The 13,112-nt window shown below is 71.0% G+C and carries 12 protein-coding genes and 1 tRNA gene; 9 read left to right on the forward strand and 4 right to left on the reverse strand.

Features of this window, described 5'->3' with window-relative positions:
* The first annotated feature begins 141 nt into the window (after positions 1–141).
* Positions 142–669 (forward strand): hypothetical protein, encoded by a 528-nt coding sequence (locus MWU75_RS14870; RefSeq protein ID WP_247092226.1) that lies wholly within the window; start codon positions 142–144, stop codon positions 667–669.
* Positions 670–760: 91 nt separating this feature from the next.
* On the opposite strand, the gene MWU75_RS14875 is transcribed toward MWU75_RS14870, so the two are convergent.
* Positions 761–844: transfer RNA gene (locus MWU75_RS14875), tRNA-Leu, on the reverse strand.
* A gap of 240 nt (positions 845–1,084) precedes the next feature.
* On the opposite strand from MWU75_RS14875, the gene MWU75_RS14880 reads away from it, so the two are divergent.
* Genes MWU75_RS14880 through pknB form a run of 6 tightly spaced genes read left to right on the forward strand, consistent with a single transcriptional unit; the run spans position 1,085 to position 9,034 of the window.
* A complete protein-coding gene (locus MWU75_RS14880) occupies positions 1,085–2,203 on the forward strand; it encodes a DUF3662 and FHA domain-containing protein (protein ID WP_247092228.1) in 1,119 nt (372 codons plus the stop codon).
* Positions 2,204–2,231: 28 nt separating this feature from the next.
* Entirely contained in the window at positions 2,232–2,702 is a 471-nt protein-coding gene (locus MWU75_RS14885) for an FHA domain-containing protein (RefSeq protein WP_247092230.1), read from the forward strand.
* A gap of 5 nt (positions 2,703–2,707) precedes the next feature.
* Positions 2,708–4,183: a protein phosphatase 2C domain-containing protein gene (locus MWU75_RS14890; RefSeq protein ID WP_247092232.1), complete on the forward strand. Its 1,476-nt coding sequence runs from the start codon at positions 2,708–2,710 to the stop codon at positions 4,181–4,183.
* On the forward strand, positions 4,180–5,556 hold the full coding sequence (locus tag MWU75_RS14895) for an FtsW/RodA/SpoVE family cell cycle protein (protein WP_247092234.1): 1,377 nt from the start codon (positions 4,180–4,182) through the stop codon (positions 5,554–5,556). The genes MWU75_RS14890 and MWU75_RS14895 overlap by 4 nt, the downstream gene beginning before the upstream one ends.
* On the forward strand, positions 5,553–7,010 hold the full coding sequence (locus MWU75_RS14900) for a penicillin-binding transpeptidase domain-containing protein (protein WP_247092236.1): 1,458 nt from the start codon (positions 5,553–5,555) through the stop codon (positions 7,008–7,010). Before MWU75_RS14895 ends, MWU75_RS14900 begins: the two co-directional genes overlap by 4 nt.
* A complete protein-coding gene (pknB, locus tag MWU75_RS14905; protein WP_247092238.1) occupies positions 7,007–9,034 on the forward strand; it encodes a Stk1 family PASTA domain-containing Ser/Thr kinase in 2,028 nt (675 codons plus the stop codon). The genes MWU75_RS14900 and pknB overlap by 4 nt, the downstream gene beginning before the upstream one ends.
* Before the next feature lie 68 nt (positions 9,035–9,102).
* Here pknB and MWU75_RS14910 read toward each other — a convergent pair whose 3' ends face one another.
* Positions 9,103–9,852, reverse strand: coding sequence for a DUF881 domain-containing protein (locus tag MWU75_RS14910; protein WP_247092240.1), 750 nt, complete (start codon positions 9,850–9,852; stop codon positions 9,103–9,105).
* A 137-nt stretch (positions 9,853–9,989) separates the two neighbouring features.
* Between MWU75_RS14910 and MWU75_RS14915 the strand changes: the two genes are divergently transcribed.
* Positions 9,990–10,241 (forward strand): cell division protein CrgA, encoded by a 252-nt coding sequence (locus MWU75_RS14915; protein ID WP_247092242.1) that lies wholly within the window; start codon positions 9,990–9,992, stop codon positions 10,239–10,241.
* A gap of 128 nt (positions 10,242–10,369) precedes the next feature.
* Here MWU75_RS14915 and MWU75_RS14920 read toward each other — a convergent pair whose 3' ends face one another.
* The gene (locus tag MWU75_RS14920) at positions 10,370–11,239 is read right to left on the reverse strand and encodes a rhomboid family intramembrane serine protease (protein WP_247092244.1); all 870 of its coding nucleotides are present in this window, start codon (positions 11,237–11,239) and stop codon (positions 10,370–10,372) included.
* A 21-nt stretch (positions 11,240–11,260) separates the two neighbouring features.
* Positions 11,261–11,779 (reverse strand): peptidylprolyl isomerase, encoded by a 519-nt coding sequence (locus MWU75_RS14925; protein WP_247092246.1) that lies wholly within the window; start codon positions 11,777–11,779, stop codon positions 11,261–11,263.
* 146 nt (positions 11,780–11,925) lie between these two features.
* Between MWU75_RS14925 and MWU75_RS14930 the strand changes: the two genes are divergently transcribed.
* Entirely contained in the window at positions 11,926–12,912 is a 987-nt protein-coding gene (locus MWU75_RS14930) for a hypothetical protein (protein ID WP_247092248.1), read from the forward strand.
* Positions 12,913–13,112 lie beyond the last annotated feature (200 nt).

Genomic DNA, 13,112 nt, shown 5'->3' on the forward strand with positions numbered 1-13,112 from the left:
ATAATTATGAGCGATGATCCGGTATGGCCTCATCGAATCATATTGTTTAATCCGTTGAACACCTGACCGGCGCCCAACGCTTCAAAGGTCCGGCCCTGGCCGGACGAGGGCACGCAGTGCGGAGGCGGGGCCACCGTCACCGTGCCCGTCACCACCCTGGAACGCGACCGGCAACCGCTGCCCTGGCAGAGCACCGCGTGGGCGAAGTCCTGGAACCGACGCAGCCGCATCGAAGGACTCAACGGCCTCACCCGATACCTCGACGTCAACCTCAACCGCGGCTTCATCCGCTGCCGCGGACGCGCCGCCACCGGGCTGCTCACCGCCTTCGCGCTGCTGGGCATGAATGTCCGCCGCCTGCACAAGTGGCACACCACCCACGAGCTCGACGACCCTGGCGGCTGGTCCTCGACGAGGAGCCAGATGATCGGCCGCTCGACCACTACTACCGCACCGACCGACGAGCCCGCAGCCCCGGCGCCCGTCCGTAGCCGCGTTCCTATCCACCGCTTGATCCCTTTGTGCAGCAACCTGCTGCACTATTGCCCGGCTCGGGCTCTCCGGCAGCCCGAACGCGTTCTCGCACGCGTTCAACCACGCCTCACAGGGCGTGCGAGCACCTCGAGGACCGGTCGCGAACAGCACGGCCCACCCGTCCCGCGTCCTTGAGCTGCCAGCAACGACGAAGTCCCCGGCCAGATCGCTCTGACCGGGGACTTTCGGGAAGAGATGACCCCGACATTCGGGAACATCCCCTCGGTGCGCGAGGGGGGAGTTGAACCCCCACGCCCTTTCGGGCACACGGACCTGAACCGTGCGCGTCTGCCTATTCCGCCACTCGCGCGAGTGCCGGGCAAGATTAGCACGCACCGGAGGCAGATCCCGCATCGGCGCCGGTCACGCCCCGTGCGACTGGGCGTCGGGCCGCGACCGGAACCGCCACGCCTTGACGGGCGTTGCCTACCTGCCACCTCCGATGCGGCGCGGATGCCCGCCGGAGTCCCCGTGCAACAGTACGATCGAAGAGGCCACCTGCCCACCTGGCGCTGCGCGCGGGAGGGCACCGACCAGCGAAGGGAGTGTCATGGGGATCATCGACCGCGTCGAGCGCGGCCTCGAGCGGGCCGTCAAGGCACCGTTCGCGAAGGTGTTCAAGGCCGAGGTCCAGCCGGTCGAGATCGCCTCCGCGATGCGTGGGGCGATGGACGAGCGGGCCGCCGTCCTCGGACCGGGACGCACCATGGTGCCCAACGTCTTCACCATCGAGCTCGCCACGAGCGACTACGAGCGGCTCTCCTCCTACGACACCGCCCTGACCGACGAGCTCGTCGCCGCCGCCGAGGACCACGCCGACGCCCAGCGCTACACCCCAGCCGGCACCGTCGAGGTGCGGCTGACCTCGGACGACGAGCTGGAGACCGGCATCTTCCGGGTGCGTCCCGCGAGCAAGAACGCCCGTCGCCAGGCCCAGCGCCGGCCGGCACAGCGCCCGGGCGAGGGTCTGCGACCCGCCGCCCTCGATCGAGAGAGTATGCCGGGGCAACAGCGTCCGCAGGGCAGGCCGGCTCCCGCGCGGGGCCCGCAGGCAGACGACCCGAACGCCCCCTACCGCCCCCCGGCCCAGGGTCACCAGCCGCCGGGCCCGGGCCACCAGCAGCCGGGTCAGGGACAGCGTCCATCCGGCCACGGACAACAGGGCCACGGACAGCCGGCCCAGGGTCAGCGCCCACCGGGCCCGCGCCAGGCCCCTCCCGGGGTCGGCGCCGCTGCGGCCGTCGCCGCACGGGGCGGTCAGCCGGGGACTGGTGCCCCGTCATACTCCCCTCCGGGCGGCACCCGCGGACCCTCGACGCGGGAGTTCCCGGCCTCGCCGGGCCGCTCCCAGCGGCCGGTCAGCGGTCGTGGCCCACGGCCGTGGATCGACGTCAACGGCCGGGCGCACAGTCTGACCGCCGCCGTCACCGTGATCGGCCGCGACGCCTCGGCCGACCTGGTGATCGACGACCCCGGCGTCTCCAGGCGGCACGCGGAGCTGCGGATCACCCACGACGGACCGCACCAGCAGGTGCTCGTCAAGGATCTCGGCTCGACCAACGGCTCATACCTCAACGGTGACCAGATCGGCACCGAGCAGCTCACCGAGGGCGACCGTCTGACGCTGGGCAGCACGACGCTCGTCTTCCATGCGGAAGGCGGCCGATGAGGCCCGCGGAGCTCGTCGAGAGGGCACGATGAGCGAGCTGACCCTCAACATCATCCGGCTCGGGATCCTCGCCCTGCTCTGGGCCTTCGTCTTCAGCGTGGTCGGCGCCCTGCGGGGCGACCTCTACGGCACCAGGGTCCTGACGCGCAGCACCCCCGGGCGCGCCGAGCGGGCCCCCGGGAGGGCCCCGCGGTCGGTCCGCCGCGGCCCCCACTCGCTGGCCGTCGTGGCCGGCAGCCTGCGCGGCACCACCGTCCCGCTCAACGAGGGCGGCCTGCTCATCGGTCGCAACCCGGAGTGCTCCCTGGTGCTCACCGACGACTACGCCTCCGGCCGGCACCTGCGCCTCTATCTGGGCCCGGACGGACAGTGGTATGCCGATGACCTGGACTCCACGAACGGCACCTTCATCAACAACCAGCGGATCGGGACCGGCCACCGGCTCGAGGTGGGGACCCAGATCCGGATCGGCCAGACGATCCTCGAGCTGCAGCGGTAGTCCCCATGGTCGCGCTGCGCTACGCCGCCCGCTCCCACCTGGGTCTGGGCACCAAGAGTCGTAACGAGGACTCCGCCTACGCCGGGCCGGAGCTGCTCGTCCTGTGCGACGGCATGGGCGGGCACGCCGCCGGTGACGTCGCCAGCTCGCTGGTGGTCGGTGAGCTGGTGCACCTGGACGGCGAGAGCCACGGCGCCGACGACATGAGCGTCGTGCTCGAGCAGGCGATGATGGACGCCAACGACCGGCTGGCCGAGGTCGCCGAGGAGTCCGAGAACACCCACGGGATGGGCACCACCTGCATCGCCATGATGCGCTCGGGCACCAAGCTCGCGGTGGCCAACATCGGTGACTCCCGGGCCTACCTGCGCCGCGGCACCCGCGTCACGCAGATCACCAAGGACCACTCCTTCGTCCAGCAGCTGCTCGACGAGGGCCGGATCGGCGAGGAGGAGGCGCTGCACCACCCGCAGCGCTCGCTGGTCACCCGGGTCTTCACCGGCCGCCCCGACGACCGGCCCGACCTGTCCATGCGTGAGCTGCGCGCCGGCGACCGGTTGCTGCTCTGCTCGGACGGCCTCACCGACTATGTGGCGGAGTCGACGGTCGCCGAGCTGCTGCGCAGCGAGGACCCGCCCGGCAAGGTCGCCGACCAACTGATCTCCATCGCGCTGCGCGCCTCCACCCGCGACAACGTCACGGTGATCGTGGCCGACGTCGTCGACGCCGGAGAGGGCACCGGCACGACCGAGCCCCAGGTCGTCGGTGCCGCCAGCGAGCGCCGCGGCACCCAGCTGCTGACTCCGCAGACCCCGGCCGAGAAGGCCGCCGCCCTCTCCCGGACCGTGCACGGCACCGACCCGGCGCCCGAACTGGCCGAGGAGTCGGCACGCGGTGGGCTGGCCACCTGGATGCGTCGCAGCCTGATCGGCCTGGCGATCCTCGCCGTGGTGACGGTCGGTGCGTGGGCGACCTACGACTGGTCCCAGCGCCAGTACTTCGTCGGCGAGGCCAACGGGCACGTCACGATCTTCCGCGGCGTCAGCCAGGACCTCGGTCCGTTCGTGCTGTCCAGCCCGGAGGAGGAGACCGACGTCGAGCTGGAGACGCTGCCGGCGCACTACCGCAACCGGGTGATCAACACCCTGACGGCCGATGACCGCGCCGACGCCGACCGGATCGTCGAGGAGCTCCGCTTCCTGGCGCTGCCCCGCTGCGAGGACGTCATCCAGCTGCCGCTGCCCGGCGACGGGACGGCGACCACCGCCGGGCCGGACACGGCCACCGCGACCGCCGGACCGGACGGGGTCACCGCGACCGCCGGGCCGGACGGGGCCCTCTCGACGGCCGGGCCCGACGACGCCTCCGCCACGTCGCGCGGCCCCGAAGCCGCGACCGAGACCTCCTCGGTTGACGACGCCGCCGCCACGACGGCCCCCACGCCCCCGCTACGCCAACCCACCGTGGACTGCGTGCCGTGACGACCATCACCACCTTCCGGCCGCGCACGGGGCGGACGACCGAGCTCGTGCTGCTCCTGTTCGCCATCGGCATCGTGCTGCTGGCCCACGTCAACGTCGGCCTGGCCGTCAACGACGAGATCCCGCCGAACCTGAGGTTGACCGCGGCGTTGCTGATCGTCTTCACCGTCGGCCTGCACCTGGTGCTGCGCTGGCGGGCGAAGTATGCCGATCCCCTTCTGCTCCCCATCGCCACCCTGCTCAACGGGCTGGGTCTGGTGATGATCCTGCGCCTGGACTACGCCGCCGGCCGCGACGTCGGCAGCCTGGTGGCCAGCCGTCAGCTGCTGTGGAGCGCGCTGGGCATCGCGCTGGCGGCGGGGGTCATCATCCTGCTGCGTGACCACCGCTTGCTGCGGCGCTACACCTACATCGCGATGGTCGTCGGCTTCCTGCTCCTGCTGCTGCCGATGCTGCCGGTCATCGGGCACGAGGAGAACGGCTCCCGCCTGTGGATCAGGATCGCGGGGTTCAGCTTCCAGCCAGGTGAGATCGCCAAGATCGTGCTCACCGTGTTCTTCGCCGGCTACCTGGTCGCCACCCGGGACGCGCTGTCCCTGGTCGGGCGGCGCTTCCTGGGCCTGCAGCTGCCGCGGGGCCGCGACCTCGGGCCGCTGCTGGCCGCCTGGGGTCTGTCGGTGCTCATCCTGGTCGCCCAGCGCGACCTGGGCTCCTCGCTGCTCTTCTTCGGTCTCTTCGTCGCCATGCTCTACGTGGCGACCGAGCGGGTCAGCTGGATCATCATCGGCCTGTCGCTGTTCTGCGCGGGGGCCTTCGTGGCCTGGCGGCTCTTCCCGCACGTACAGACCCGGGTGCAGCTGTGGCTCGACCCGTTCGACCCGAGCGCGTCCTCGGACCAGGTCGCCAAGGGCCTGATGGGGATGGGTCACGGCGGCCTCTTCGGGACCGGCCTGGGCGAGGGCTTCCCGCACCTGACCTACTTCGCCAACAGCGACTACATCTTCGCCAGCTTCGCCGAGGAGCTCGGGCTGATCGGCATCTTCGCGATGCTCATGCTCTATGCCCTCCTGGTCGAGCGGGGGCTGCGCACCGCCATCGGCTCACGTGAGGGCTTCGGCAAGCTGCTCGCCACCGGCCTGGCCTTCTCGATCGGGCTGCAGATCTTCGTCGTCGTCGGCGGGCTGACCCGCGTCATCCCGCTGACCGGCCTGACCACGCCCTTCCTCTCCGCCGGAGGCTCCTCGCTCATCGCCAACTGGATCATCGTCGCGCTCCTCATGCGGATCAGCGACCACGCCCGCCGACCCGTCGCCGAGCGCGTCACCGACGACCCCGAGCTCGACACCAGCACCCACGCGGGAGTCGCCCGGTGAACGCCCCCATCCGCCGCCTGGCCGTGGTCGTCTCCCTGATGTTCGCCGCGCTGCTGGTCGCCACGACCTACATCCAGTTCTTCCAGGCCGAGGAGCTGCGGGAGATGGCCGGCAACCGGCGCACGCTGCTGGACGAGTACGGCCGCGAGCGCGGCGCGATCCTCGTCGAGGGCACCTCCATCGCCGAGTCCGTGCCCACCGACAACGACCTGTCGTGGATGCGGGTCTACGACCAGGGCCGCCTCTATGCCCACGTCACCGGCTACTACTCCTTCATCTACGGCGCCGGCGCCGGGTTGGAGCGGTCCGCGAACTCGCTGCTCTCCGGGTCGGACGACTCGCTGTTCTACCGTCGGATCCCCGACCTCATCCTCGGCCGCGACCCCAGCGGCGCGAGCCTGGAGCTGACCCTCGACCCCGACGTCCAGCGGGCCGCGTCGGAGGCGCTGGGCGACCGGCGCGGTGCGGTGGTCGCGCTCGACCCCCGCACCGGGGAGATCCTGGCCATGGTCAGCCACCCGACCTTCGACCCCAACTCCGTGAGCTCGCACAACCTCAGCGCGGTCCAGCAAGCCTACGAGGAGCTCAACGCGGACACCTCGCGCCCGCTGATCAACCGCGCCATCGGCGGCGACCTCTACCCGCCGGGGTCGGTCTTCAAGCTGGTGGTGACCGCCGCTGCGCTGGAGTCCAACGAGTTCACGCCCGACAGCGAGCTGCCCTCGCCACTGCGCTACACGCTGCCGGGGACCACGACGTCGATCCCCAACTTCGGTGGCTCCTCGTGCAGCGACGGCGACACGACCAGCCTGTTCGACTCGCTGCGCGTCTCGTGCAACACCTCCTTCGCCTGGCTCGCCAACGAGCTCGGCGCCGAGGCCCTCAACGCGCAGTCCGAGGCCTTCGGGTTCGGCCAGTCCCTGCAGGTGCCGCTGCCGGTGACGCCGAGCCGCTACCCGGTGGACGCCGACGACGCCCAGGTGGCCCTGACCGGCATCGGGCAGTATGACGTGCGCGTCACCCCCCTGCAGATCGCCATGGTGTCCGCCGGCATCGCCAACGACGGACAGGTGATGACCCCCTACCTGATCGACACCGTGCGTGACAAGGACCTGGACCCGATCGACACCACCGAGCCAAGAGAGCTCTCCACCGCGACCAGCGAGCGGACCGCCCAGGAGATCACCGACATGATGGTCGCCGTCGTCGAGTCGGGCTCGGGGTCGCGCGCGGCGCTGCCGGGGGTGCAGGTGGCCGGCAAGACGGGCACGGCGGAGTTCGGCAGCAGCGGCGCGGCGCACGCATGGTTCACTGGGTTCGCTCCGGCGGACGACCCGACCATCGCGGTGGCCGTCATCGTGGAGAGCGCAACAGAGGACTGGACCGGAGAGACCGGAGGGGTCGTCGCGGCACCCATCGCGCGCGCGGTCCTTGAGGCAGGAGTGAATCGATGAGTGAGGAAGCGCTGGTCCTCGGCGGCCGCTACGAGGTCGGCGAGCTGATCGGCCGGGGCGGCATGGCCGAGGTCCACAAGGGCCACGACCTGCGGCTCGGTCGGACCGTCGCCATCAAGATCCTGCGCACCGACCTCGCCCGGGACACCTCCTTCCTGGCCCGGTTCCGTCGCGAGGCGCAGTCCGCGGCCGGGCTCAACCACCCCTCGATCGTGGCGGTCTACGACTCCGGTGAGCAGGAGATGCGCGAGTCCGGTGGGGCCCCGGTGGCGGTGCCGTTCATCGTGATGGAGCTGGTCGAGGGCCGGACCCTGCGGGAGATCCTCAACACCGAGAAGGTGCTGGACCCCGACGAGGCGGCGCGCGTCACCGCCGCCGTGCTGTCGGCGCTCGACTACTCCCACGAGCGCGGTCTGGTGCACCGCGACATCAAGCCGGCCAACGTCATGGTCACCCGTGGTGGTGCCGTGAAGGTCATGGACTTCGGCATCGCGCGGGCCCTCGCCGACACCGCCGCCACCATGACGCAGACCCAGTCGGTGCTCGGCACCGCGCGCTACCTCTCGCCCGAGCAGGCCCAGGGCGAGGACGTGGACGCCCGCTCGGACCTCTACTCCACCGGCTGCATGCTCTATGAGCTGCTCACCGGCCGGACCCCGTTCGTCGGCGACCCGGTCTCGCTCGTCTACCAGCACCTGGGCGAGCAGGCCAAGGCCCCGTCGGCCTTCCAGAACGACCTGAGCGAGGCGCTCGACGCGATCACCCTGCACGCGCTGCGCAAGTCGGCCGACGACCGCTACCAGACCGCCGGCGCGTTCCGCGCGGACCTGCTCGCCGCCCGGGCCGGACAGCCGATCAGCGAGGCGGCGCTCGCCTCGCTGGGTGCGGTGGCCGGGTCACCGGACGTGCTCAGCGGCGGCGCGCTGCCACCCGGCGGCTTCCCGACGGAGGCGATGGGTGCGGCCGCGGTCGGCGCAACGGCCGCGACGCGCGCCGGCGTGTCCTCCCGGGGCCGGCCCGGCGGGCTCCCCCCGCAGGCGCAGCAGCCGGGTGACGACGACGGCTACGAGCGCACCGACGAGATCCCGGTGCGCGAGCAACGGCACCCGGGCGGCTGGCTGGTCCTGTCCGTGCTCGGCCTGCTGGCGCTGGCCGGCATCGGCTGGGTCGTCTTCCAAGCCCTCGGCCCGGGCGACGGGGAGGAGACCGTGATGGTCTCGGTCCCGTTCGTCATCGGCGACACCGAGGCCGACGCGGAGACCAAGATCCTGGCCCGCAACCTCGTCGTGGGAGAGACCGAGACCGTCGCAGACGAGCAGGCGCCGGGCACCGTCATCGACCAGAGCCCCGCGGCGAACCAGCAGGTCGCGGAGGGCTCAGAGGTCGTGCTCACCGTCTCCAGCGGCCCCGAGGCGATCGCCATACCGGACGTCTCGGGCAGCGACGAGAGCTCGGCACGCTCCATCCTGGAGGGCCAGAACCTCACGGTGGCGACCGAGGTGGTCGAGGAGCACGACCCGGCCTTCGACGAGGGGATCGTCATCCGCACCGACCCGGCGGCGGGCAACGAGCAGGCGCCCGATGACCCGGTCACCCTGATCGTGGCCAGTGGCCAGACCGAGATGCCCGAGGTCACCGACCTCGACATCGTCGACGCCCGGATCGCCCTGCAGGTGGCGCGGCTCAACGAGAACCTCACGATCGAGGAGGAGCAGCGCACGGACGTCGAGGAGGGCACCGTGCTGAGCCAGTCGATCGAGGCCGGCGACATCGTCGACTACCAGGCCGAGGTCACGCTGGTCGTCGCTGTGGCGCCACCGGAGGTGATCACCCAGACCACGGAGGTGACGGTCACCCCGCCGCCACCGCCGGATCCGACGACCGACGACCCGACCACCGACCCCACGGAGCCGACGACAGGACCCACGACGGGGCCGACCACGGAACCCACGACCGGGCCCACGACGGACCCCCCTGGTAACGAGGATCCGACGCTGCCCGACCCGCCGACCGACACCGACTGAGGGCCTTGGACGGTCACGGCCGGCTTCTGGTCGGCGCGGGCCGCCACGCCCGTCGGGCGCGGCCCCGCTCAGCGGCCCAGCGGCAGCTCTTCCTCGACCTCCGGGCGGGGGCCGAGCGGCGTGGCGTGCTGGGCGCGCAGCGTGCCGACGAAGGCGGGCAGCTCGACCTCGGCGAGCTCGGTCACCTGGTAGCCGAGCCCGAGGATCTCGGCCCAGGCCCGGTAGTTGCTGACCGTCGCGTCGTCCTCGAGGGCGCCCAGCAGGCTGCCCCGGTCGCCGATGGCGGTGATCGTGTAGGGCGGGGAGTAGACCCGGCCCTGGAGGTAGAGCGTGTTGCCGACGCAGCGGACCGCGCTGGTGGAGATGATCCGCTGGTCCTGCACCATCATCGCCTCCGCGCCCCCGGCCCACAGGGCGTTGATGACCCCCTGGACGTCCTGCTGGTGGACCACGACGTCGTCGACGGTGTAGTCGGCGGGAAGGGTCTCCAGGGTGTATCCCGCGTCGTCCAGCATCACCTGCACCCCCGGCCCCCGCACCGCCTCGGACCCCACGAGCGGGGCCAGTGCCTCGGCGTCGACCTTGGCCGGCAGGGGACTCGCGTCGCTGGCCTCGTCGATCTCCGTGCGCAGCTCCTCGACCTGGGTGGCGAGCGCCTCCACCTGTGCGGTGCGCTCGGTGATCAGGCCCGCCAGGGTCTCGGGCTCGGCCGGCTCGTCCTCGGCCAGGGCGGCGGAGGTGCCGAAGAGCAACCCGGCCCCCAAAGCCATCACGGGCACCAGGACGCGCCAGGCGCCCCGGCCGCTCGGCTCGCTCATCTCGTCCCTCTCCCGGTGTGAGGTTCCAGCCTAACGCCCGGCCCACGTATCCTGTGGGCCAGCGCCCGGCATACTGCCCGGTCGCGGAGCCGGGCGGCAGCACAGCCGTCCCGACCAACCCAGCAGAAGGAGTTGTCGTGCCGAAGTCCAAGGGACGCGTCAAGAAGACCCGCAAGGACCAGCGCCCCGTCGACGTCGCCGCACCGCCGCAGGTCAACCCGCCGTGGTTCGTGCCGGTCATGTGCGGCCTGATGATCTTCGGCGTCCTGTGGGTCACCACGTTCTATGTCACCAGCGGCGACTGGCCGCTGAAGATCGGCTACTGGAACCTGGTGGTCGGCCTGGGCGCCATCATGGCCGGGTTCATGATGACCACCCGCTGGCGCTAGCCCGGCGTTATCCCCACGTTATCCACAGGGTGGGGATAACTACACGGGTGTGATTCGAGCGTGACCTGCGCCACAGGTGCGGAGGTCAGCGGGACGCAGCGCCCGTGGCGCTACGCAGGCTGCGCGGGCTACATCAGGATGGCGTCCGCGACGGACTGGATCCGCCAGTAGGACGTCGCCGCCAGCACGACGAGCAGCCCGAGCATCGCCGGCCAGAACCAGCGCCTGCGCGACGCGGCCTCGGTGACGGTGCGCCCGGTCGGTGCCGTCGCGGCCAGCACGAGCGCGATGATGGCACCAGTGACGGCGCCGCCGAGGTGGGCCTGCCAGGCGATGTTCGGCAGGACGAAGCCCAGGACCCCATTGATCACGAAGACGACGATGATCCCACCGGTCTCCCGGCCGAGGTGCCGGTTGAGCACCAGGGTCGCCGCGAAGAGCCCGAAGACCGCTCCCGAGGCGCCCACCGTGGGCGTGGTCCAGCCGTCGGGGAACGGCGCGAGCAGCAGGTAGCCCACCGAGCCGCCGATCGCGCTGATCAGGAAGAGCGCCAGGAACTTCACCCGACCCAGCAGCGGCTCGAGGTACTGCCCGGTGATCCAGAGGGCGAACATGTTGAACAGGATGTGCATCACGCCGCTGGGCGAGTGCGCGAAGGCCGCGGTGATGAACCGCCAGGGCTCGGACTCGGCCAGCAACGGCACGAACATCAGCTCGAAGGTCACCCGGTCGTTGGTCAGCTGCCCGACGTAGACCACCGCGCAGATCGCGATCAGCGTGAGGGTGACGATCGGCCGCCCACCGGTCGTCGGCGCACCGAACCGGGACGTCGGCGTGCGGACGGTGCGCGCCTGCTCCCTGACGCAGTCCACGCACTGGATGCCGACGGCCGCAGGCCGCTGGCACTCCGGGCACACGGGTCGGCCGCACCGCTGACAGTTGATGTATGACGGTCGGTCCGGGTGGCGCGGACAGACCGGTGGGGCGGGGGCTGTCATGAGGCGGAACTCACTCCGACGTCACTCGGAGACGACGACCTTCTCGATCACGACCGGCTCGACGGGCTTGTCACCGCGACCGGTGCGGGTGGTGGCGATGGCGTCGACGACCGCCCGGGAGTCGGCGTCCGCGACCTCGCCGAAGATGGTGTGCTTGCCCATCAGGTGGGGGGTCGGGCCCACGGTGATGAAGAACTGCGAGCCGTTGGTGCCGCGGCCCATCTGCTTGCCGGCGTTGGCCATGGCCAGGACGTAGGGCTCGTTGAAGTTCTTGTCCGGGTGGATCTCGTCGTCAAAGGTGTAGCCCGGACCGCCGAAGCCCTCCCCGAGCGGGCAGCCGCCCTGGATCATGAACCCGTCGATGACCCGGTGGAAGATCAGCCCGTCGAAGAACGGCTGGGGGTTCTTGCGGCCGGCGTCGTCCTGGTAGTCCTTCTCGCCCGTGGCGAGGCCGACGAAGTTCTGCACCGTCTTGGGTGCGTGGTCCGGGAAGAGCGTCAGGTTGATGTTGCCCTTGCTGGTCTGCAGCGTCACGTTCATGCAGCTATCCTCGCACGCGGGCTGCTCCGGTCCCCCGTCGCGGACGCCGCTGGGGCTCTGAGGAGGCCGGCCTGGAGCACGGGGTGGAGGATGAGGGTGACACAGTGCAGGATGGAATCCAACGCACGCCGACAGAGGAGGACTTTGTGTTCCAGCGCAAGAGCAAGGCTGACCAGGTCAGCGAGGAGGCGGTGGCCGCAAAGGACAAGGCGGTGGCCGGGATGAAGTCGAGCGCCGCAGCCGCCAGGGAGACCTTCGACGAGCGGATCGCACCCCGCGCCAGCGAGGCTGCCGAGGTCGCCAAGGAGAAGTCCGGCGAGTTCGCGGCCCAGGCCAAGGAGAAGGCCGTCCAGGCACAGAAGCGTGCGGTGTCCAGCATCGACCACGGCATCGACGCGGCCGTGCCCAAGGGCCAGGAGGCGCTGGCCGCGGTGGGGCCCAAGGTGGACCACGCCCGGGACGTGATCGTCGACGACATCCTGCCCAAGATCTCCGAGATGCTCGGCAACATGCAGCACGCCAAGGACGAGAAGCTCGCGCAGCTCGCGGCGACCGCACCCGCGGTGGTGCCGGCCCCCGAGAAGAAGAAAAAGAAGGGCAACGCCCTGGTCGTCATGGGCCTCCTCGCCGCCGCCGGTGCCGCGGTCGCGTGGTACCTGAACTCCAAGAAGAAGCCGGCCACCGACCCGTGGGCCACCGAGCACCACGTGGGCGGCGCCCCCGGTGTCGACTCCCAGGTCCGCGCCACCCTGGCTGACAAGGCGACGGCGACCGGGCGGACCGGGGCCGGCGCCGCTGGCACCGCGGAGGCGGAGACCCCCATCGCCGACAGCCTCGTGCAGAAGGCCGACAGCGCGGCCGCCAGCGCCAAGGGCAAGCTCGACGACGCCAAGGACAAGGCCAAGCACGTCGTCGACGACGCCAAGGACAAGCTCGCCGGGGCCAAGGACGACGCAAAGCACGCCGCCGGCGACACCAAGGCAGCGACCGAGGACGCCACCGACGACATCCCCGGCACGACCGGCAGCAGCACCTCCGGCTTCGGCACGGACTTCGGGGACGTGAAGGACGACGCCGAGAACGCGGCCGAGAACCTCAAGGACGAGGCCGACCGGAAGACCGACCTGCCCTGACGGGCCGGTCCCCACCGGAGGACGTGGGCGGCCGTCGCACCTCGCGATGGCCGCCCACGTTCGTGCCAAACAGGGTCCGCCCCACGTTCGTGCCCCGCGTCACCGACCAGTCACACGGGGTCACGGACCAGTCCCACACGACCTCAGATCAGTCCCACAGGCACCACAAATCACAAGAGATTCCTCCAGTCACCCGCGTG

It is taken from the genome of Ornithinimicrobium sp. F0845, assembly GCF_023015765.1.
Lineage (GTDB): Bacteria > Actinomycetota > Actinomycetes > Actinomycetales > Dermatophilaceae > Ornithinicoccus.

Bases quoted from the DNA above. Each gene is read 5' to 3' on its own strand.
- MWU75_RS14925 (WP_247092246.1), bottom strand. From the start codon at position 11,779: ATGAACGTGACGCTGCAGACCAGCAAGGGCAACATCAACCTGACGCTC.
- pknB (WP_247092238.1), top strand. From the start codon at position 7,007: ATGAGTGAGGAAGCGCTGGTCCTCGGCGGCCGCTACGAGGTCGGCGAG.
- MWU75_RS14920 (WP_247092244.1), bottom strand. From the start codon at position 11,239: ATGACAGCCCCCGCCCCACCGGTCTGTCCGCGCCACCCGGACCGACCG.
- MWU75_RS14910 (WP_247092240.1), bottom strand. From the start codon at position 9,852: ATGAGCGAGCCGAGCGGCCGGGGCGCCTGGCGCGTCCTGGTGCCCGTG.
- MWU75_RS14885 (WP_247092230.1), top strand. From the start codon at position 2,232: ATGAGCGAGCTGACCCTCAACATCATCCGGCTCGGGATCCTCGCCCTG.
- MWU75_RS14880 (WP_247092228.1), top strand. From the start codon at position 1,085: ATGGGGATCATCGACCGCGTCGAGCGCGGCCTCGAGCGGGCCGTCAAG.
- MWU75_RS14890 (WP_247092232.1), top strand. From the start codon at position 2,708: ATGGTCGCGCTGCGCTACGCCGCCCGCTCCCACCTGGGTCTGGGCACC.